Origin of the sequence: Pseudomonas sp. IAC-BECa141 (assembly GCF_020544405.1) — a bacterium.
GTDB lineage: Bacteria > Pseudomonadota > Gammaproteobacteria > Pseudomonadales > Pseudomonadaceae > Aquipseudomonas.
This window is the reverse complement of record NZ_CP065410.1, coordinates 4,110,369-4,129,727: the sequence shown is the minus strand read 5'-3', so window position 1 is coordinate 4,129,727 and position 19,359 is coordinate 4,110,369. Positions and strand designations below refer to the sequence as shown.

23 protein-coding genes are annotated in these 19,359 nt (G+C 61.1%); all 23 read left to right on the top strand.

Features of this window, described 5'->3' with window-relative positions:
• Positions 1–247 precede the first annotated feature (247 nt).
• Positions 248–766, top strand: coding sequence for a phage regulatory CII family protein (locus tag I5961_RS18815; protein WP_177413691.1), 519 nt, complete (start codon positions 248–250; stop codon positions 764–766).
• Complete coding sequence (locus I5961_RS18810) at positions 759–986, top strand: TraR/DksA family transcriptional regulator (RefSeq protein ID WP_227233039.1); 228 nt, start codon at positions 759–761, stop codon at positions 984–986. Before I5961_RS18815 ends, I5961_RS18810 begins: the two co-directional genes overlap by 8 nt.
• Entirely contained in the window at positions 976–3,192 is a 2,217-nt protein-coding gene (locus I5961_RS18805; protein ID WP_227233038.1) for a VapE domain-containing protein, read from the top strand. The genes I5961_RS18810 and I5961_RS18805 overlap by 11 nt, the downstream gene beginning before the upstream one ends.
• Positions 3,185–3,544, top strand: a complete 360-nt coding sequence (locus tag I5961_RS18800; RefSeq protein ID WP_119739013.1) for a hypothetical protein — start codon at positions 3,185–3,187, stop codon at positions 3,542–3,544. Before I5961_RS18805 ends, I5961_RS18800 begins: the two co-directional genes overlap by 8 nt.
• Positions 3,545–4,070: 526 nt before the next feature.
• Positions 4,071–4,415 (top strand): phage holin family protein, encoded by a 345-nt coding sequence (locus I5961_RS18795; protein WP_227233037.1) that lies wholly within the window; start codon positions 4,071–4,073, stop codon positions 4,413–4,415.
• A 165-nt stretch (positions 4,416–4,580) separates the two neighbouring features.
• Positions 4,581–5,171, top strand: coding sequence for a terminase small subunit (locus tag I5961_RS18790; protein WP_227233036.1), 591 nt, complete (start codon positions 4,581–4,583; stop codon positions 5,169–5,171).
• Between the two features lie 4 nt (positions 5,172–5,175).
• On the top strand, positions 5,176–7,221 hold the full coding sequence (locus tag I5961_RS18785; RefSeq protein ID WP_227233035.1) for a phage terminase large subunit family protein: 2,046 nt from the start codon (positions 5,176–5,178) through the stop codon (positions 7,219–7,221).
• 1 nt (position 7,222) lies between these two features.
• A complete protein-coding gene (locus I5961_RS18780; RefSeq protein ID WP_095139911.1) occupies positions 7,223–7,429 on the top strand; it encodes a phage head-tail joining protein in 207 nt (68 codons plus the stop codon).
• Positions 7,429–8,907, top strand: a complete 1,479-nt coding sequence (locus tag I5961_RS18775) for a phage portal protein (RefSeq protein ID WP_227233034.1) — start codon at positions 7,429–7,431, stop codon at positions 8,905–8,907. The genes I5961_RS18780 and I5961_RS18775 overlap by 1 nt, the downstream gene beginning before the upstream one ends.
• On the top strand, positions 8,904–10,073 hold the full coding sequence (locus I5961_RS18770; RefSeq protein WP_227233033.1) for a head maturation protease, ClpP-related: 1,170 nt from the start codon (positions 8,904–8,906) through the stop codon (positions 10,071–10,073). Before I5961_RS18775 ends, I5961_RS18770 begins: the two co-directional genes overlap by 4 nt.
• On the top strand, positions 10,070–10,414 hold the full coding sequence (locus tag I5961_RS18765) for a head decoration protein (RefSeq protein ID WP_095139914.1): 345 nt from the start codon (positions 10,070–10,072) through the stop codon (positions 10,412–10,414). Before I5961_RS18770 ends, I5961_RS18765 begins: the two co-directional genes overlap by 4 nt.
• Before the next feature lie 63 nt (positions 10,415–10,477).
• The gene (locus I5961_RS18760; protein ID WP_119426945.1) at positions 10,478–11,473 is read left to right on the top strand and encodes a major capsid protein; all 996 of its coding nucleotides are present in this window, start codon (positions 10,478–10,480) and stop codon (positions 11,471–11,473) included.
• Between the two features lie 2 nt (positions 11,474–11,475).
• Positions 11,476–11,796: a hypothetical protein gene (locus I5961_RS18755; RefSeq protein WP_227233032.1), complete on the top strand. Its 321-nt coding sequence runs from the start codon at positions 11,476–11,478 to the stop codon at positions 11,794–11,796.
• Positions 11,793–12,449, top strand: a complete 657-nt coding sequence (locus tag I5961_RS18750) for a hypothetical protein (RefSeq protein WP_227233031.1) — start codon at positions 11,793–11,795, stop codon at positions 12,447–12,449. The genes I5961_RS18755 and I5961_RS18750 overlap by 4 nt, the downstream gene beginning before the upstream one ends.
• Position 12,450: 1 nt before the next feature.
• Positions 12,451–12,990 carry a hypothetical protein gene (locus I5961_RS18745; protein ID WP_227233030.1) on the top strand — a complete coding sequence of 180 codons (540 nt, stop codon included), beginning with the start codon at positions 12,451–12,453 and terminating at the stop codon, positions 12,988–12,990.
• Between the two features lie 32 nt (positions 12,991–13,022).
• Positions 13,023–13,574, top strand: a complete 552-nt coding sequence (locus tag I5961_RS18740) for a phage baseplate assembly protein V (RefSeq protein WP_227235621.1) — start codon at positions 13,023–13,025, stop codon at positions 13,572–13,574.
• Positions 13,575–13,627: 53 nt separating this feature from the next.
• Positions 13,628–13,858: a hypothetical protein gene (locus tag I5961_RS18735; RefSeq protein WP_227233029.1), complete on the top strand. Its 231-nt coding sequence runs from the start codon at positions 13,628–13,630 to the stop codon at positions 13,856–13,858.
• Positions 13,859–13,863: 5 nt separating this feature from the next.
• Positions 13,864–14,190, top strand: coding sequence for a GPW/gp25 family protein (locus I5961_RS18730; protein ID WP_227233028.1), 327 nt, complete (start codon positions 13,864–13,866; stop codon positions 14,188–14,190).
• Positions 14,187–15,071: a baseplate J/gp47 family protein gene (locus I5961_RS18725; RefSeq protein WP_227233027.1), complete on the top strand. Its 885-nt coding sequence runs from the start codon at positions 14,187–14,189 to the stop codon at positions 15,069–15,071. Before I5961_RS18730 ends, I5961_RS18725 begins: the two co-directional genes overlap by 4 nt.
• A gap of 1 nt (position 15,072) precedes the next feature.
• Positions 15,073–15,681, top strand: coding sequence for a phage tail protein I (locus I5961_RS18720; RefSeq protein ID WP_145594964.1), 609 nt, complete (start codon positions 15,073–15,075; stop codon positions 15,679–15,681).
• Positions 15,674–17,629: a phage tail protein gene (locus tag I5961_RS18715; protein WP_227233026.1), complete on the top strand. Its 1,956-nt coding sequence runs from the start codon at positions 15,674–15,676 to the stop codon at positions 17,627–17,629. The genes I5961_RS18720 and I5961_RS18715 overlap by 8 nt, the downstream gene beginning before the upstream one ends.
• 2 nt (positions 17,630–17,631) lie before the next feature.
• Positions 17,632–18,075, top strand: a complete 444-nt coding sequence (locus tag I5961_RS18710) for a phage tail assembly chaperone (protein ID WP_227233025.1) — start codon at positions 17,632–17,634, stop codon at positions 18,073–18,075.
• Between the two features lie 115 nt (positions 18,076–18,190).
• Positions 18,191–19,357, top strand: a complete 1,167-nt coding sequence (locus tag I5961_RS18705; protein WP_227233024.1) for a phage tail sheath family protein — start codon at positions 18,191–18,193, stop codon at positions 19,355–19,357.
• Positions 19,358–19,359: the final 2 nt, after the last annotated feature.

The window sequence follows — 19,359 nt, the reverse complement described above, 5'->3', positions numbered from 1 at the left end:
GGCACACCACATGCAACCACCTCTCTTTATCGCGCTTTTCCAAGGCTCGGAAGCCTTGGTGTTGCTGCCTTTTCCACCACAGATTGGGCAGCTGTTGCGCCAGGGGTGAACAACGGATTGTTCGCTCCGGCACGGTGCCGGTATTGATCCCGAAGATCTAGCCGGCGTTTGGGCCCTTTCAAGCCACGCGGCAAATGTATCACCACTGCATGTCGCGCGGCACTGGCAACTTACAAGGATTAATGCCATGAGCCGTATCATTCTGAGCTCTCTAGACCGGGCGCAGCGGGAAGTTCTGCCGCTCGATCTTGCGCTTTACCATGCTGCAAGGGACTACCCCGGCGGCGCCGCTGCTATCGCCGCCACCACCGGCCGAAATGCGACCACGCTGCAGCACAAGCTTTCCCCAACCCACCCAAGCCACACGGTGAACATTCAAGAGTTCGGCGAGATTCTGGAGCTGACCAAGGATCGCCGCATTCTGGATGCGGTGCATGCGTTGGTCGGTGACACGACTTGGCAGGAGCTGGCCGAGGCGTACACCAATGACATGCCGGAGACGTTGACCACCGGGATTGCCGAGTACTTCCGGCAGGTGGCTGATCTGGCGGATACCTGGGCAAAGAGCATTGGCGATGGGGTTGTTTCCGATGAGGAACTAGCCGCGATTCGCCTGCAGGTGTTTCGTGGGATTCAGGGGCTGTTGGGGCTGTTCAACCGCGCCACGTATGTCAACCAGACGACGCGGGGTGTTGATCGTGGCTGATATCGCTGACTTCGCTAATGACCTGGTGCAAGAGCGCATCGATCAAGCGCTCGCTGCACGCAACGCCGCCAAGCCCGCTTTGGCGGCGCATTCGTTTCTGTTCTGTGAGAACTGTGAAAATCCGATCCCTGAGGGGCGCCGCATCGCTGTTCCTGGCTGTACTCAATGCGTGAGCTGCCAAGAGGTCGATGAGATCTTGGGGGCCATTTATGCTCGATGAGGTCATGGGGCAATTCGCGGATTACGGGCTTGAGCCTGCGCAGCCATTGGTGTTCGGTAAGCTGACCCGATGCAAGACTGCACAGGACAAGGGCAAGGAAAAAAACGGCTGGTACATCGCCCATGAGCATCGCACCGAGAAGGGCGAGACGCTGATTTTCGGCGCGTTCGGTGACTGGCGTTCGGGTGAGTCGCAGAAGATCAAGGTCAAGGCCGGGCGAATGTCGCCGGAAGAGCGTGAGGTCATGCGCGCTCGGCAGGAAGAGGCAAAGCGCCGGGCTGCCGAGATCGCTGCCAGTGCAGCGCGTCGTGCGGCCAAGCGTGCGGCGGGTATGTTCAAGCGCATGCCGGAGAAGGGCCGTAGCGACTATCTGGATCGTAAGCAGATCGTAGGTATTGGTGTTCGGTATGCGCCGCGCACCGGTGCGTTCCTGGTGCCGATGTCCAACGTGCGAGACGAGATTGTTGGCCTGCAGGTGGTGTTTCCAACCAAGCAGGAAGACACCGGCCGGGATAAGTCGTATTGGCCCTACGGGATGTCGAAGGAGGGCGCCTTTCACCTGATCGGTCCGCATCCAGATCCGGGCGAGCCAGTGCTGGTATGTGAGGGCTACGCCACGGGCGCAAGCCTGCACATGGCGACTTCGCTGACCGTGGCTATCGCGTTTGATGCCGGCAACCTGCTGGTGGTGTGTAAGGCGATGCGCGAGCGGTTCGCCGGCTGCCCGCTGATCATCTGCCGGGATGACGACTGGAAGACCACGAAGCCGAATGGCGATGCGTGGAACCCTGGTGAAGAGAAGGCCAACAACGCGGCGCTGATCGTTGGTGGCCAGGTGGTTGCGCCGATCTTTTCCGGTGAGCGGGAGATCAAGTGGACCGACTTCAACGACCTGCATGTTGCTGAAGGTTTGGAAGCGGTGCGTCGCCAGGTACTGGCGGTGGTCAAGCCGCCGGCCGCTGGTGGCTGGAAGGACATGCTGGCTCGAAGTGAAAGCGGCGCGCTGATTGCGCACATGCAGAACGTCGAGCTGATCCTGGCCAATGATGAACGTTGGGCCGGGGTGATTATTTACAGCGCGTTCAGTTCGAAGATCGTGAAGCTGCGTGCTGCACCGTATGGCGGCGGCACGGGCGATTGGGCGGACATCGATGACGTGCGGGTGATGAAGTGGCTCGCGCAGCAGTACAACCTGCGGGTGAAGGCGTCACATGTGATCGAGGCGGTTAGCGTGGTTGCGCATGACCATGCGTTTCATCCGGTGCGGCAGTACCTGCGCAAGCTTGAGTGGGATCGCGTGCCGCGCCTGGAGAGCTGGCTTACGGACGTCATGGGCGTGAATGCCACCGATTACTCGAGCAAGGTGGGCAAGCGCTGGATGTTGTCGGCCGTGGCGCGGGTGATGAAGCCGGGCTGCAAGGCTGACTCGGTGATGATCCTTGAGGGCGCGCAGGGCGCCGGTAAGTCGACGGCGATGAGTATTCTCGGCGGCGAGTGGTTCATGGATACGCCGTTTGCCCTCGGCGACAAGGACGGCTTTCAGGCGATCCGGGGCAAGTGGATCGTCGAGCTGGGCGAGCTGGACAGTTTCAACAAGGCCGAGAGTACCAAGGCCAAGCAGTTTTTCTCGGCGTCCACCGATACCTACCGCGAGAGTTACGGCCGTCGCACGATGGACGTTCCGCGTCAGTGCGTGTTCGTGGGGACGACGAACCAGGACGAGTACTTGAAGGACGCGACCGGTAACCGGCGTTACTGGCCGGTGGCGTGTACCAAGGTGGATCTGGAGCTGTTGCGTTCGATCCGCGATCAGCTGTGGGCCGAGGCGGTGTTCTGTTACGACGCAGGCGACCTCTGGTGGGTGACGCTGGATGAGGCGGCGATGTTCGGCGAAGAGCAGGACGAACGCTTTGTGGTGGACGAATGGGAAGGGCCGATTCTGACCTGGCTGGAAGAGTCGCAGATTGGCGAGACCACCACCGGCAGCGATGTGCTTACCAGTGCGTTGAAACTGGATTTCGGGCATTGGGGTAAGCCGGAACAGATGCGGGTCGGGGCGATCATGCATCGGTTGGGGTGGCGGCGGGTTCGGCTACCGCCGTTGGTGAAGAGTGGGCAGCGGCCGTGGGCTTACAAGAAGCCTGCAGGGTGGGGCGGTGCTTCGGCGTTGAAGCGGGAACCGATTCAGGAGCCTTGCTTTGATTAAGGAGATCGATTCGCTGCTTCGGTTGTGGGCGCAGGAGCTGCATTCCGAGCATTCGAAAGGGGGGCTTGCTGGGGGGAACATGGTTGCCATGATGATGGAGAGCAATGGGCAACTGATCCGTGGACGGCGGGCCTTCCGTGCGCCGCTGGAGAGTTCTCTCGACATCGAGCTGATCGTGACCAAGCATCTGGCGCCCGAGCTGGTGACGGTTGTGCGGGAGCATTACTGCACGCTCGACGTTGATATGCGCTTGCGGTACGCGCACTGCGGTTGTGGCCGCGACACGTACTACCAGCGTTTGCATGAGGCACACCTGCAGATCTTCGGCGTGATGATGGGGTTGGCTGCGTGACCCCAGGCATTCGTCCGGCTGTTGTTGTCCCACTGGCCCGTCTTGTCCCGCTGCGTTTTGATGCCGTGGGACAGGTGCGGGCCTTGTCGTTGTTGGGCTGTCCCACCGTCCCGCTAGAAAGTGCCTCCCGCCCGTGTAAGCGTAGCGGGCGGCAATACGCGCGTTTCACGCGCATGCGTGTTCTTTAAATTCTTCCTTTACACGAGAAGGGAGAGAAATAAGTAGGACAGTGGGGCGAAGCCCTGAATTTAGGTGCTCTCAGGCGTCCCACTTTGATTCTGAATGGTGGGACAGATGGGACGCCGCCGAAACAGCAGAATGCCGGGATGGGATATTCGCCGACATTCGCTAGGCGTTCACCCGGTGTTACCCACATATTCGCCGGGTGGCATTAAACCGGGGTTGCTGCCACCGGAATCGACCTGTAAAAAGTAGTCATCTTCGATAGGTGCGACCGCAGAGAGCGGCAGGCACCACACCACCAAACCCGGCCATTGCGCCGGGTTTTTGCGTTTAGGGATTGGCGATGACAAACGAGCAACAAGCGCTGGCAGAGATGCCGATCTGGTTAGTGATCGTCCTGGCTCTGGTCGGCGGCGTATCGGGGGAGATGTGGCGGGCTGACAAGGATGGGGCGCGGGGCTGGGCGTTGTTGCGCCGCCTCGCGCTTCGGTCCGGTGCCTGCATTGTCTGCGGTGTGTCGGCGATGATGCTGATGATTGCTGCCGGCATGTCGATCTGGACGGCGGGCGCCTTGGGTTGCCTGACGGCGATGGCCGGTGCCGATGTGGCCATCGGGTTGTACGAACGATGGGCTGCCAAGCGGCTGGGCGTCTGCGAAGTCCCGCCAACCGGGGGTGAACAGGGGTGATGCACCGATCTGGTGCGCCGAAAACCGCCGGGGACCCTAGGGGTATCTGAGGGACACGGGGTCGGAAACCCGCGGGACTGTGTTAGCGGACGGTTCACCAGCTTAGTGAACTGAGGTGAACAGGTGAACTGGCGGTGAACTCGCCGGTGAACTGGAGAATTAACCATGACAATCATCACCAAAACGGAGTTTGCGGCCCGGCGCGGTTGGGCCAAATCCTATGTTTCAAAATTGGCCAGCCAGGATCGGTTGGTGCTCACCGCAAATGGCAAGATCGATCTGGAAGCCACTGAGGCTCTGCTCGATAAAACCAGCGACCCCAGTAAGGCCGCTGTCGCTGACCGCCACCAGCAAGACCGGATTCAGCGTGACGTTTACAGCCAATTGTCGCCCCTGACGGAGTCGACTTCCACGGCTGCGCCGCCGCAACTGATCCCAGTCGACGGCAAACATCCGGACTACCAGAAGTCCCGTGCACTGCGCGAGCACAACATGGCCAAACTGGCTGAGATCGAGCTGGGCAAGGCGCAAGGTTCGCTGGTGTCGAGGGAGGCAGTCGAGACTGGCGCCTACGACGCGGGCAGATTACTTCGCGACCAGTTGTTCGGACCGCTGCCGCAGCTGTCTTACGACTTGGCGGCAATGACCGATCCTTGGCAGATCGAAAAACACCTCACCGCGACAATCCGTCGAACGCTGGAGGAAGCCGAGCGCCTTTCTTCAGCGGACCTTGATCACGCCTTAACATTGAACTGAACCTATGCACACGGAATTTTCTGACGGTGCACAGGTGTACCGTGAGAACTACTTCCGTGGGCTGCGTCCCGACCCCGATCTCTGGATTGATGAATGGGCCGATGAGTACATGCGGATTCCTCGGGACACCGGTGCCCCTGAGCCCGGCCAATACCGTACCTCGCGCACACCTTATGCCCGTGAGCCGATGCGTTGCCTGTCGCCGGCTCATCCCTGCAGACGCGTGGTCACCATGGTGGCTTCGCAGTTGATGAAAACCCAGATCGCGCTCAACTGGATGGGCGGACTGATTCATATGGCGCCGTCGAACATCTTGGCGCTGTTGCCCAGCCTCGGCCTGTCCAAGCGAGTGTCGGGGCGCATCAGCAAGACCATCAAAGCCACTCCAGTGCTGCGCGAGCGGGTCGCGGCCACCCGCTCGCGGGACGCACGCAATACGATGGACACCAAGGAATTCGAGGGCGGTTCGCTGTATGTCACCACCGCCGGTTCTGCGGCCAATCTATCGGAGCTGTCGGCACGCTACATCTACGGCGACGAGGTCGACCGCTGGGAGAACGACGTCGGTCAGGAGGGTGATCCCATCAGGCTGGCAGAGACGCGTGCGACCAACTTCGGTCGCAACGCGAAGATTTACTTTTCCAGCTCGCCGACGATTAAGGGCGCCTCGCGAATTGCCGATCTGTTCGAGTCCAGCGATCAGCGTCACTACTACGTGCCATGTCCGCATTGTGGGCATATGCAAGTGCTTGAGTGGGAAAACCTACTCTATTCAGCCGATTTCAGCGTCGTGCATTACAAATGCGCGGCGTCCGGGCTGGACTGTGACGTGCTGATCGAGGAACACCACAAGAGCGACATGCTCGCTCGCGGTGAATGGCGTGCGCACGGTACCGGTGACGGCAAGACGGTTGGCTTTCATCTCAGCGCCCTGTACTCGCCGACAGGCTGGATGGACTGGACTTCGCTCGCCATAGAGTTTGAAGACGCGAAAAAAGCGCAAGCCCAAGGCGATACAAGCCTCATGCAGGTGTTCTACAACACCCGTCTGGCCAAGGTTTGGGACAGTGCGCTCGAACAGACCAAAGCTGAAGTGTTGATCGCTCGGGCGCGGCTCGAAACCTACAGCCTTGGCGCAATACCGGCCGGTGTGATGATGCTGACCGGTGCCGTCGACGTTCAGGCCAACCGCCTGGAGCTGATGGTGATGGGCTTCGGGATCGGCATGGAACGTTGGGTGGTTGATCACCAGATCATTTGGGGCGACCCGGCCGATGAACGCACCTGGGCGGTATTGGACGAGAAACTCAAGGCGCGCTACCGGCATCCCTGCGGCGTCGGTTTGGCGATTCTCGCTACCGGTGTTGACTCCGGTGGTCACCACACCGACGAAGTCTACCAGTTCTGCCGCGTGCGTCGCTGGCGCAACATCTTCGCCATCAAGGGCGCGAGTAAGCCCGGGCGCCCGGTGATTGCCCAGCGCCCGTCGATGGTTGACGTGACCTGGAAAGGCCAGACCGAACGTCACGGTGCCGAGCTGTGGTTCGTCGGTACCGACACGGCGAAAGACTGGATCTACAACCGCTACCCGTTCCCGGATGGTCCGGGTTCGCTGCATTTTGCCAACGACTTGCCGGATGAGTTCTTCGCCCAGTGCGTCGCCGAGCGTAAGGTCGCTCGCTACATCCGCGGCCACAAACGCATCGAGTGGGTGAAGGGCAAGGCTGAGCGCAACGAGGCACTCGACCTGATGGTGTATTGCCTGGCGATGGCGCACTACCTCGGCATCAACCGTTACCAGGAACACGACTGGGATCGGGTGCGGCAGGCTCTGGCGCAGTCCGGGTTGTTCGATGATGTACCGACCAAGTCTGTTCAGGCCGAGCGTGTTGATCAAACCCAAACAGCCGAGCCATCTCCGCCGCCGTCTGCGGTCAGACAAGCTCAACTGGCCCCACCAACACCGGCTGCTCCTGTCGCACCCGCACGACCTGCAGCCTCGCCATCTCAACGCCGCAGCTCTACCAGCGGTTATCTGAAGAGACGCTGATATGTCCTTTACCCAACAGCACCTCGACGTCATCGAGAAGGCCATCGCGCGCGGTGAAAAAACCGTGCGCTTCGGCGATCGTACCGTCGAGTACCGAACCATCAACGAGCTGCTGCAGGCCCGTGAAGAAATTCGCACCTCACTGCTCAATGCCGCCGGGCCGCGTTCACGCGTGGTCCGGCTTTACCACGGAGGCAAGGGACTGTAATGGCTCGTTATCCGACGCTAACCCGTAACGGATTCTTGCTGCCGTCGAACATCAAGGCCAGTTACGAAGGCGCCGGGGAGGGCCGTCGCTCCGCAGGCTGGGATGCACCTGACAGTGGCTTGAACACCATCAACACTCCGGCCCTGCGTAACCTGCGTGCACGTTCGCGGGCGGCAGTGCGCAACGACCCGTATGCTTTCAACGTCATCGACAAACGCGTCAGCAACTTGATCGGCACCGGCATTAACCCCCGGCCGAAGACGGACGACGACGCCCTGCGTAAGCAACTGCAGGAACTGTGGGAGGACTGGGTTGACGAGTCGGACGCCGATGACCTGACCGACTTCTATGGCCAGCAGGCGCTGGCCGCACGCACCGTCGAAACCTCCGGCGAATGCTTCATTCGTCTGCGGCCACGTAGCATGGACGATGGTCATGCGGTGCCGCTGCAACTGCAGTTGCTCGCTCCGGAGTTCGTGCCGCACGACAAGTTCGAAACAACCCGCGACGGCAATGTGATCCGTGCCGGCATCGAGTTCAACTCACTCGGCAAGCGCGTGGCGTACTGGATGTACCGCTCGCACCCGGGCGATCCCTCGTCGTTGAATTCCGGCTACAACCAGTTGGTGCGCGTGCCGGCCACGCAGGTGCTGCACATCTTCGAGCCGCTGGAACCCGGCCAGTTGCGTGGCGTGCCGCGCTTGTCGCCGGTGCTCAAGCGTCTGCGCAGCTTGGACAACTACGATGACGCGGTGCTGTTTCGCCAGGAGGTGGCCAACCTGTTCGCTGGCTTCATCACCCGACCTACGCCTGAATCGGGTCCCATGCCGCGTGATCCGGTCACCGGTGCGCCGCTGGTCACGGACCGAGATGGCTTCACGCCGATGGTCGCGCTCGAACCCGGAACCATGCAGGAGCTCGGCCCGGGCGAAGAGGTGGAGTTCTCCAAACCGCCCGACGCCGGCAACAACTACCCGGACTTCATGCGACAGCAATTGATGGCCGCTGCCGCTGGCACCGGTACGCCCTACGAAATTCTTACTGGTGACATGCGCGAAATCAACGACCGTGCTTTGCGCGTGGTGCTCAACGAGTTTCGTCGCCGGCTGGAGCAACTGCAATTCAGCGTCTACGTGCACCAGTTGTGCCGGCCGGTCCGTGCAGCGTGGATGGATATGGCGGTGCTGTCTGGTGCGCTGGTGCTCAAGGATTACGCCCAGCGACGACGCGAGTATCTGCGTACTCGCTGGGTACCGCAGGGCTGGGCCTACATCCAGCCTGTGCAGGACGTGCAGGCGCGCACGATGGAAGTGAAGGCCGGTTTCGCCTCGCGCAGCGAGATGGTGCTGCGCACCGGTTATGACGCCGAAACGGTCGATGCGGAAAACGCCGCCGACCTCGCCCGGGCCGTTCGCCTGGGCCTCAACTACAACACCCTCGACGTCATCGAGTCATTCGACGACAAGGAGCAACCATGAGCAAACAGGCGCGACCGCGCATTTACAACAAGGCCGGCGAGCGGGTGCAGGTCTCGGACAAGAGCTGGTACGCCATGCAGGCTAACGGCGAAGCCGAGCAGCGCACGATTGAAGTGTTCGTCTACGGCGAGATCGGTACCTGGGGCGTCACCGCCAATCAGTTTGTCCAGGATCTGCGCGCCATGGACGACGGCGTGTCGCCCGTAGTGGCGGCCTTCAACAGCGTCGGCGGTGATCTGTTCGATGGGCTGGCAATGCATAACGCGCTGTCGCGGTTGGGCGAGCGCTGCACTGGTCGGGTCGATGCTCTGGCGGCAAGCGCAGCCAGCGTGGCCGTGTGTGGCGCGCACCGGGTGGTGATCGCGTCTAACGCCATGCTGATGATTCACAACCCGTGGACCTACGCCGCCGGCGACGCCGAGAGCTTTCGCAAGGTCGCCGATGTGTTGGACCAGACCATGGAAGCCATCATCGCGGCGTACAAGGCCAAGGCGCCGGACATCGATGAAACCGAACTGCGCCGTCTGGTGGCGGCCGAGACCTGGTTGACGGCGAATGAGGCGGTGGCCTTGGGTCTGGCCGATGAGATCGGCGACGGCGTCAAGGTCAAAGCGTGTTTGGGCCAGGGCGCCGTGTTGCAGCGTTTTCAGCATGCCCCGGCTGAGCTGCTGGCCCAACTCGATGAACCGGCCGATCCGGCACCCGAACCCTCACCGGAGCCTGCACCGCTGATCCCGGATGATCCACCGGCGCCGGCGTCCAATGCCGCGCAACTGGCGGTGCTGATCAGCCAACGTTGCACGGCGGCGGGCATCAGCAATTTGATCGAGCCGCTGCTCGCTGTCACCAAGCTGGAAAGCGAAGCGGTTGTGCAGGCGGCGCTGATCCAGGCCAAAGCCATCGACGACTTGTGCGTCGCCGCACGGTTACCGGAGTTCAGTGCCGAGTACGTTTCGGCCGGCCTGGATACCTCGGCGGTGCGTGCCCGGCTCTTCGACAAACTAGTCGGCAGCGGCAAAGGCTTCGAGATCGACAACAGCCTGCCGCTGGCCGATGACCCTCCGCCGAAAGTGCAGGCCAAGCTGATCGACCAGCCCTCGATCTGGTCCGCACGCCAAGCAGCGCAGACCGGCAAACGAACCTCACTTACTGGAGCTACTGCATGAACATTCAACGCGAACCGATGCACGCCGGGGAATTCCTACTGTCCGAGGGCGCAGGCACCATTTCCCGTGAAGCAATCAACGTCGCCGCCGGCCCGGCGCTGGAGCCTGGACAGATCCTTGGCCTGGTCACCGCCACCGGCGAATTCGCACCGTATAACCCGACCGCTGAAGACGGCAGTGAGAACGCGCAGGCGATTCTTTTCGGCCCGCTGAGCACGTCCGACATCGTCCGTCGCGGGCGCGCCGTGGTGCGGCTCGCCGAGGTCAGCGAAGCGCATCTGACCGGCCTGGATCTGGCGGCCGAAAAAGCGCTGGCTGCCCATAACGTGATCGTCCGTTAAGGCGATCGCCTTCAAATTTTCAGCCCGCCCTGTGCGGGTTTTTTGTTTTCTGGAGACTGCTTCATGGCTGACATTCAAATCTTCAACGACGAGGCATTCTCGGTGTCCTCGTTGACCGCTGCCATCAACGAACAGGAATACGTTCCCGGGCGCATTGGCAGCCTGGGTCTGTTTCAGGAGGAAGGCATCACCACCCTGACGGTGCAGATCGAGAAAGACGGCGACACCCTCGCCCTGGTACCGGCCGGTGAGCGCGGCACCTCCGGTCTGGTGGTGTCGGGCAGCAAGCGCAACCTGATCCCGTTCAACACCGTGCATTTGCCTGAGCGCTTCACCATCAAGGCTGACGAGATCCAGGGTATTCGCGCATTCGGTACGCGCTCCGAGCTGCAGTCGGTGCAGGACGTCGTGAACAAACGTCTGGCCAAGGCGCGCCGTCAGTTGGACGTTACTCACGAGTTCCAGCGGCTGGGCGCACTCAACGGCAAGATCTACGACGCTGACGGCAAAACCGTATTGCTCGATCTTTATGACCGTTTCGGCGTGAAACGAAAAAGTTTGTCGATGGGATTTGGTGGCTCTGACGAAGACTTTCGTATCAAGTGTGGTGATGCCTTGGATTTGCAGGAAGACGCACTGGGGAGCGTTACCCGTAGTGGTTCGCGCGCGTTCTGTGGCAAAAACTTCTGGAACGCCATGTTGAAACTCAAGGAGGTGAAAGACACCTACCTCAACACGCAGCAAGCGGCTTCGTTACGCGGAGACGCGCGTGAAAGTTTCGATTACGGCGGCATCACCTGGGAGCGGTACCGCGGCAAGATCGCCGGTGTAACTTTCGTGCACGACGACAAAGCGCTGCTGATTCCCGAGGGCGTCCCGGACCTGTACATCTCGGTGTTTGCACCGGCCGACTACATGGAAACGGTCAACACCGAAGGCGTGCCGTACTACAGCAAGATCGAACCCTTGCCATTCAACAAGGGCATGGCCGGTGAAGCGCAGTCCAACCCACTACACATGTGCACTCGGCCGCTGGCGCAGATCCTGTTGGAGATGTAGTCATGGGCATTCGCGAGCTGATGGCCGATGTCGACGACATTGTTTTCGGGACTTTGGGGGACAGCGCACGGATCGAAGGGCGGAACGAACCGGTACTCGGCATGTTCTCGGCGCCCTGGTTGCAACCTCGGGTAGGTCGGATGAACACCGCCATTCGTGAGCCGCGCTTCGAGGTCCGCGTCGCTGACGCCGATGGTCTGAGCAAGGGACTGCTGGTAAGTGTTGACGTACCGGAGCTCGACGGTGGTGGCGATTATGACCTGCTGCAACTGGAGCCCACCGGTGACGGTCTGGTCGCTCTGATCTTGAGGAAACGTCCATGAGTGTCGGCAGCTACTTCAAACCCTCGGCCGCTGGCGGGATGATCTCGCTGCAAACCTCGGCAGCCGACCTGAAAGCCTTTCAGGACTTTGCTGCTGTGCTGCCGAAGGCAGCAGCTGCTGCACAGCGGCGAGCCATCAACAAAACGTTGCGATGGCTCGCCACGCAAATTGCCCGAGCCGTTGGCCGACAAGAGCGCATTGCGGTTGCTGCTGTGCGGCAGCGGCTGCGAGCTTACCCGGTCAGCGGTGGAGCGAACAGCGGCAAACTCTGGTTCGGCCTCAACGCCATGGAGGCGAGCCGCATCGGCCTGCCCCGGCAGAGTCGGTCCGGTGTGTCAGTGGCGGGGCGCCGATTTCAGGGGGCGTTCTTCAAGAAGGTTTACGGCAACAGCGCAGACGTCTGGATCCGAACGGCCAGTAAGCATTTCGACGCCAATGACTACCCCGACAGTGAGGTCAGTGGGGCGGGCGGTGCCAGTTCAGGTTGGATCGCCGAACATGACAGCCGTTTTCCTCTGGCGAAAGCCAAGGTATCGCTGGAGCAGGCACGACCACACTTCGAAAGCTGGATTCGCAAGGCTGACGAACAGTTGGTGCATGTCCTGCAACAGGAACTCAATTTTGAAGTGCAGAAGCACTTGAAGGGGAAATGACGTGACGGATGAAGTCGACGAGCCGTTCAGTCTTGAGCAGTTGTATCAAGCCATTGAGCGGCGCATTCAGGATCATTTGCCGGACCTTCAGATCGTCGCGACTTGGCCCATCATCGAAAGCAGTATTCCACTGCCAGCGGTGCTGGTCGAACTCGCAGAGATGGAGCCAGGCATCGACCCGGGAACCGGTGAGACGGGCCTGTCGTGCAAGTTCGAAGCGCGGGTGATTACCGACCCGATCCAGCCCGATCACCAACAGCAAGCAGTGTTTATCGTCGGGCAATTGGCTGTGTTACTTCGGATGCAGTCTTGGGGTATCGAGGTCGAACCGGCCGAGTTTGTTCAGGCTATGCCGGACTGGACCAAGCCCGAGCTGGACGGCTACACAGTCTGGGTCGTGGAATGGACGCAGCAGATCTACCTTGGCGAAGCACAATGGCCGTGGCCAGATCAGCCACCGGGCACCCTGCTGTTTGGCGTTGATCCGGATGCTGGGCCGGCCAACCGGGACAAATATTTTGCACCGGAGAATCTGGCGTGAGCGGCGGCTATGTCAGCGCCCAGCATGATCGCATGCTCGCCGGCCTGGTGAAGGACTGCTATGTGGTGGCGGTGGATCTCGCCGCTTCACCACCGGTGTGCCGGGTGTCGGACGGTGAATGGGTCAGTGGCTGGGTACGCTGGCACAGCGTCGCCGCCGGCAAGGCGCGGCACTGGCGAGCGCCGAGCCTCAACGAGCAGGGCACGCTGATCAGTGCCAGCGGCGAGGTAGCACAGGGGACATTCATTCCCGGCCTTTATGGGAATGGCGGCGCGCCGCCGGACAATCGCGATCACGTTGAAGTCTGGCGTTTCGACGATGGCGGATCTCTGGTCTACGACTGGCAGACGAGCAGCTACACCATCAGCGTGCCAAGCGGTACGGTCACGATAAAGGTCGGATCAACCCTGGCCGAAGTCACTGACAATGCCGTCTTCGTGAAGTCCGGAACGATCGATCTGAAGGGCATTGTGAATATCAAAGGGCAGGTCAACATCGATGGCCCGCTGCACGCTACCCAAAGCATCACCAGCGATGCCGACATCCTGGCTGCCGGCCAAAGCGACAACCATCACAAGCACTAACTCAACATTTACTCAGCCCGCCGCGTGCGGGCTTTTTCATGCCTGGAGTTCCCATGGCCAAACATCAAGATGAAACAACTGCGCCTGAGTCCACTCCCATCAGCCCAGTGCTGATGCCCATGGGCGTGACCTTTCGCGACACGCTCTACACCTCGCGCACGGTTGTCCTGCCGGACGGCCGCACGCTCGCCGTGGCGAAGAACAAGGTCACGGTCGATAGCGCCGACGATGTGGCGCTGAAAACGCTCAAAGCCCATGCCGAGTTCGAGCCGCTCAAGGAGTAAACCCGATGATCGGAATGGATCGCCACACCGGGCAACCCATCTCCGGCATCGAGCATTTACGCCAGTCCATCGGGGACATCCTCGGCACGCCATTGGTGAGCCGCCGTGAACGTCCGGAGTACGGCAGCAAGCTCCGGCGCATGGTTGACCTGCCTGTCAATGAGGGCTGGAAAAGCGCCGTGCAGGCTGAAGCGGCCAGGGCGCTGGGCCGGTGGGAGCCACGTTTGAAGCTGGAACGGGTGCGCGTGCTGTCCATGCTGGGCGGCAAAATCAACATACAAGTCAGCGGCGAATACCTCGGTGTGCGCGGCACGTTGGAGGTGTGGGTATGAGTACCCTGGTGGATCTGTCGGAGCTACCGGCACCGGACGTGCTGGAACCGCTGGATTTTGAAGAAGTGTTTGGCGAGGCACTCGACGTGTTTCGCGGCCACATGGGTGGGAACTGGACGGCCTCTCTGGAAAGTGATCCGGTGACCAAGCTGTTGGAGGTCGCCAGCTACATCAAGCTCGGCAACCGGGCACGGGTCAACGACGCGGCCAAATCGCAACTCCTGGCCTATGCGACGGGCGCCGATCTGGAGCACCTTGCGGCTAACGTCAATCTCAAGCGCCTGGTGATTCAACCTGCCGATCCGCTGGCGGTACCACCGGTCGAGGCGGTGATGGAATCACACGACGCTCTGCGCGAGCGCGTGCAATTGGCCTATGAGGGACTGACCACGGCAGGGCCGCGTAACAGTTACATACTGCATGCGCGCAATGCTTCAGCGCTGGTGGCAGATGCAACGGCTGAAAGCCCGTCACCGGCCTGTGTGGATGTCACGGTGTTGGGCCTTGAAGGTGACGGCACGGCCAGTCCTGAACTGTTGAAGCTGGTCGCCACTGCGGTGAATGACGACGACGTGCGCCCGGTGGGTGATCGCGTCACGGTGCGCGGCGCGCAGATCCTGCGCTACCGCGTCGACGCCGTGCTGCACATGAAAGGTGCTGGCCCGGAGAACGACGCCGCGCTTACCGAGGCGATCAAGCGGCTTGAGGCCTGGATCAATCCACGCCGCCGGTTGGGCGTCGAAGTGGCGCGTTCTGGCGTCGATGCGCAGCTGCATGTTGCCGGCGTGGCCCGCGTGGAGCTGGCGGACTGGCTGGATCTCAAACCGACCAAGGCGCAGGCGGCGTACTGCACCGGTTATTCCGTCGTGCTGGGAGGTTGATATGCGCAGTCTTTTGCCGCTCAACAGCACTCCCCTGGAGCGGGGTATCGAGGCGACTTTTGCCGAAAACACGTTGATTCCGCTGCGCACCTTGTACAACCCCGACACCTGTCCGGTGCACCTGCTGCCGCATCTGGCCTGGGCTTGGTCGGTCGACCGCTGGGATCCGGCGTGGTCGGAGTCGGTCAAGCGTGCCGCCATCAAGGCGTCGTTCTTCATCCACAAGCACAAGGGCACCATCGGCGCTTTGCGTCGAGTGGTTGAGCCGCTGGGCTACCTGATCGAGATCGTCGAATGGTTCAACACCGTGCCGCAGGGCGTGCCGGGCACCTTCGCGCTGAAGGTGGGGGTGCTGGACACCGGCATCACCGAGGAAATGTATCTCGAACTTGAACGCTTAATCGACGACGCCAAGCCCGTCAGCCGACAACTTACCGGCTTGGCCATCAGCCTGGAAACCCAAGGCAATTTAGACATTGCCGTGTCCCTCTACGACGGCGACGAAATCGACGTTTACCCGCCCGTCATGCGTGACATTGAGGTCACCGGCAGCATTGGCGTGGTCGGCCGCGAACACACCATAGACACTCTGGACGTTTATCATGATTGATGCGAATTCGCAGTTTTTCGCGATCCTCACGAACGTGGGGATGGCCAAACAGGCGAACGCCGACGCGCTCGGCGTTGCCTGGAGAATCACCGAAATGGGGGTTGGCGATGCCAACCCGGGCGGTCTGGCCGACCCGCCGAATCCGGTGCCGGCGGCCACTCAGACCAAGTTGCTCAGCGAGTGGCGCCGCAAGCCGTTGAATCAGCTTCGCGTTGACCCGATCAACCCGGCGGTGATCATCGCCGAGCAAATCATTCCGGCCGATGAGGGCGGTAAATGGATTCGCGAAATCGGCCTTTACGACGCGGACGGGGATCTGGTGGCGGTGGCCAACTGTGCGCCGAGCTTCAAGCCGCTGCTGTCGCAAGGCTCCGGCCGCACGCAAGTGGTGCGGATGAACTTTGTGGTATCCAGTACCGGGAACATCACCCTCAAGATCGACCCGGCGGTGGTGCTGGCGACGCGTGAGTATGTCGATTCGCGCATTCTGGACGAGCTGAGCAAGCTCGACATAAAGCAGTCGGTGCGCGCCGCTACCACCGCCAATATCAGTCTGGTCGGTCTGCAGACGATTGACGGTGTTGCGCTCGCGGCCGGTGATCGGGTGCTGGTAAAAAATCAGGCGGCCGCCAAGGATAACGGGCCGTATGTGGTGGCGGTGGGTGCCTGGGTGCGGGCCAAGGATGCGGACAACAGCGCCAAGGTAACGCCCAACCTGACGGTGGCGGTCGAGATCGGGGCGACGCAGGCCGATACGATTTGGCAACTGGTGACAGATGGCCCGATTGTCGTGGGCACTACCGCGCTGACGTTCAAGGACATTACAGACGGGTTAGCCCGGTTGTTTTCGCCGAGTTTCGCCGGCAACCCGACAGCCCCGACGCCGGCGCAGTTCGACAGTAGCAAATCGCTCGCGACGACCGAGTTCGCCCAACGAGCGCAGGGTAGTTATGCGGATCTGGTGACCTATCCCGGGAGCGTAGATTTATCGCCAGCTGATGTTGGGCGCTTGGTGGCGCCTGGCGGGTCGGGGTCGACCGTCACCCTGCCGGATTCGAGCACTGTTCCTCAAGGGGCAGTCGTTACTGTTCTCGCGGGGTTGAATGGTGCGACCTTCAAGGCGAAGGCCGGGCAGTCTCTGATTGCGATCAACGGCGCGTTGGGGCCGTTCACTCAGCCTCAATCAACAATCTCGGCCTTCCGGCGCTTGAATAACGGTCAGGGCTGGGCGCTGGAAGGGGGCGATGGCGCGCTGAAGTATTCGCCGATTTTGCGGGGGGCGCATTGGGAGACGCAGCCGCAATTCGACAGCAGCAAGTCATTGGCGACTACCGAGTTTGTGCAGCGTGCAGCGGGTAGTTTGGCCGGTTATGTGACCTACTCAGCAAATACGGTTTTGACGGCTGCCGATGTCGGCAAGTATGTCTATGCCAACGCTCCGGCAATCACTCTTACGCTGCCTGATTCGTCGCAGTTGCCTGTTGGGAGCCGCTTCTACATTCAGGCATCAGCCACGGCCACCTGCACTGTAAGGTCGATAAACGGCAACATTGCCGGGCCTAATGGCAACACGATTGGTTCGCCCAATGTCGTGCTGGGTAACGGCGTCGCGTCGGAATTCATCGCGGCGTCTGGTGGCTGGCTTGCTGTAGGCGGGTCGGGTGTGTCGTCGATTCTGGGGAATGGCTATGAGCGGCGCTCGTCGGGGGTGATCGAGCAGTGGGGGTCGGGTGTTACGGATGCTAACGGATACGTTTACGTCACATTCCCTGTTCCGTTCCTTAATGGTGTTCGAAACGTATCGCTGACGCACGTGGGGTCATTGTGTTTGATGCACGCGCTTATGGGGGGATCGGTGACCCTGACCGGTTGCACGTTGCGCGTTCAGAATCAGTCAGCTGCGTCCACATCGAATTGGACGGTGTGGTGGCGAGCAATAGGGAACTAAAAATGACAAGAGTTGTGTATTTCAGCCCGTCCACATGCGGGGCTTATACCCTTGAGATCAATGGCGAAAACATGCCGGCCGACGTGGTCGAAGTGGCGGAGAGTGTTTGGTTATCGCTGCTTGACGAGCTGTCGCGCAGTCCCAAAAAAATGTCGTCGAGGCCCAATGGTCAGCCGGTTCTGATTGATCCGCCGCCGCTTGATGTAGAGGCGCTGGCCGATACAGAGCGCGCTTGGCGGGATGCGCAGTTGGCGCTGACCGATCCGCTCGTTTCTCGGCATCGTGACGAGATCGAGGAGGGCGGCGCGACCTCGATCACCGCTGAGCAGTACGCGGAGCTGCAGGCTTACCGCCGCCAGTTGCGCGACTGGCCGCAAGGTTCGCAATTCCCATTCGCCGAACATCGACCGATTGCGCCTATGTGGTTGACCGAACCGCCTCAGTAAACGCCCCGCACTGACGGGGCGTTTTCTTTTCCGTTACGCGTAACACCAACACCAACACCAACTCCTCAAGCCTCGCAGACACGCGGGGCTTTTTCGTTTCTGGAGAACGAGCCTTATGAGTTTCTTTCACGGCGTCACGACCACCTCGGTCGATACCGGCGCACGCACTATCTCGCTCCCGTCCTCGTCGATCATCGGCCTGTGCGACACCTTCAGCCCTGGCTTGGTGGGTGGCGGTACGGCCAAGGCCGGCGAACTCAAGCTGATCACCACCGAACGTGAAGCCATTGCAGCGTTCGGCGCCGATTCAGCGATCACCAAGGCCTGCAAGGCGATTTACGCCAAGGCCAAGGCAGTAATCGTCGCCATCGGTGTGCCGAAGATGGACGACCCGGCGCTGCAGACCTCGGCCATCATCGGGGGTGAGTTGGCGTCCGGTCAGCGTACCGGTCTGCAGGCGCTGCTCGATGGCAAGAGCCTGTTCAACGCCCAGCCGCGATTGCTGATCGCCCCCGGCCATTCGGCTACGCAAGCAGTGGCCACGGCCATGGATAGCCTGGCGCAAAAGCTGCGGGCTATCGGGATCATCGACGGGCCATGTACCACCGACGAGGCCGCCATGGCCTACGCGAAAAACTTCGGCAGTCGCAATCTGTTCATGGTCGACCCAGGTGTGCAGTTCTGGGACACCGGCGAAAGCAAGACGTTGGACGCGCCTGGTTCTGCCTGGACTGCCGGCCTGTTTGCCTGGACCGATGCTACCTACGGCTTCTGGGCCTCGCCGTCGAACAAGGAGTTCACCGGCATCACCGGTACCACCCGTGCGGTCGAGTACCTGGATGGCGATGAGACCTGCCGAGCCAACCTGCTCAACAACGCGAACATCACCACGATCATTCGTGACGACGGTTTCCGTCTCTGGGGTAACCGCACGCTGTCGAGCGATCCTAAATGGGCGTTCGTCACCCGCGTGCGCACGCTGTTCATCCTCATGGATGCAGTTCAGGCCGGCCACAAATGGGCGGTCGACCGCTCGATCACCAAGACCTACGTCAAGGACGTCACCGACGGCCTGGAAGCGTTCATGCGCGACCTGAAGAACCAAGGCGCGGTGATCAACTTCGAGGTGTTCCCGGATCACGAATTGAACACGGCCAGCCAGATCGAGCAGGGCAAGGTGTACTGGCGGATCCGCTTCACCGACGTGCCGCCGGCGGAAAACCCGAACTTCCTTTTCGAGGTCACCAACGAGTGGATGACCGAAGTGCTTGAAGCTGCCTAAGG

Excerpts from the sequence above, each read along its gene's own strand:
- I5961_RS18815 (WP_177413691.1), top strand. The coding sequence starts at position 248 with ATGAGCCGTATCATTCTGAGCTCTCTAGACCGGGCGCAGCGGGAAGTT.
- I5961_RS18805 (WP_227233038.1), top strand. The coding sequence starts at position 976 with ATGCTCGATGAGGTCATGGGGCAATTCGCGGATTACGGGCTTGAGCCT.
- I5961_RS18795 (WP_227233037.1), top strand. The coding sequence starts at position 4,071 with ATGACAAACGAGCAACAAGCGCTGGCAGAGATGCCGATCTGGTTAGTG.
- I5961_RS18790 (WP_227233036.1), top strand. The coding sequence starts at position 4,581 with ATGACAATCATCACCAAAACGGAGTTTGCGGCCCGGCGCGGTTGGGCC.
- I5961_RS18785 (WP_227233035.1), top strand. The coding sequence starts at position 5,176 with ATGCACACGGAATTTTCTGACGGTGCACAGGTGTACCGTGAGAACTAC.
- I5961_RS18780 (WP_095139911.1), top strand. The coding sequence starts at position 7,223 with ATGTCCTTTACCCAACAGCACCTCGACGTCATCGAGAAGGCCATCGCG.
- I5961_RS18775 (WP_227233034.1), top strand. The coding sequence starts at position 7,429 with ATGGCTCGTTATCCGACGCTAACCCGTAACGGATTCTTGCTGCCGTCG.
- I5961_RS18770 (WP_227233033.1), top strand. The coding sequence starts at position 8,904 with ATGAGCAAACAGGCGCGACCGCGCATTTACAACAAGGCCGGCGAGCGG.
- I5961_RS18765 (WP_095139914.1), top strand. The coding sequence starts at position 10,070 with ATGAACATTCAACGCGAACCGATGCACGCCGGGGAATTCCTACTGTCC.
- I5961_RS18760 (WP_119426945.1), top strand. The coding sequence starts at position 10,478 with ATGGCTGACATTCAAATCTTCAACGACGAGGCATTCTCGGTGTCCTCG.
- I5961_RS18755 (WP_227233032.1), top strand. The coding sequence starts at position 11,476 with ATGGGCATTCGCGAGCTGATGGCCGATGTCGACGACATTGTTTTCGGG.
- I5961_RS18750 (WP_227233031.1), top strand. The coding sequence starts at position 11,793 with ATGAGTGTCGGCAGCTACTTCAAACCCTCGGCCGCTGGCGGGATGATC.
- I5961_RS18740 (WP_227235621.1), top strand. The coding sequence starts at position 13,023 with ATGCTCGCCGGCCTGGTGAAGGACTGCTATGTGGTGGCGGTGGATCTC.
- I5961_RS18735 (WP_227233029.1), top strand. The coding sequence starts at position 13,628 with ATGGCCAAACATCAAGATGAAACAACTGCGCCTGAGTCCACTCCCATC.
- I5961_RS18730 (WP_227233028.1), top strand. The coding sequence starts at position 13,864 with ATGATCGGAATGGATCGCCACACCGGGCAACCCATCTCCGGCATCGAG.
- I5961_RS18725 (WP_227233027.1), top strand. The coding sequence starts at position 14,187 with ATGAGTACCCTGGTGGATCTGTCGGAGCTACCGGCACCGGACGTGCTG.
- I5961_RS18720 (WP_145594964.1), top strand. The coding sequence starts at position 15,073 with ATGCGCAGTCTTTTGCCGCTCAACAGCACTCCCCTGGAGCGGGGTATC.
- I5961_RS18715 (WP_227233026.1), top strand. The coding sequence starts at position 15,674 with ATGATTGATGCGAATTCGCAGTTTTTCGCGATCCTCACGAACGTGGGG.
- I5961_RS18710 (WP_227233025.1), top strand. The coding sequence starts at position 17,632 with ATGACAAGAGTTGTGTATTTCAGCCCGTCCACATGCGGGGCTTATACC.
- I5961_RS18705 (WP_227233024.1), top strand. The coding sequence starts at position 18,191 with ATGAGTTTCTTTCACGGCGTCACGACCACCTCGGTCGATACCGGCGCA.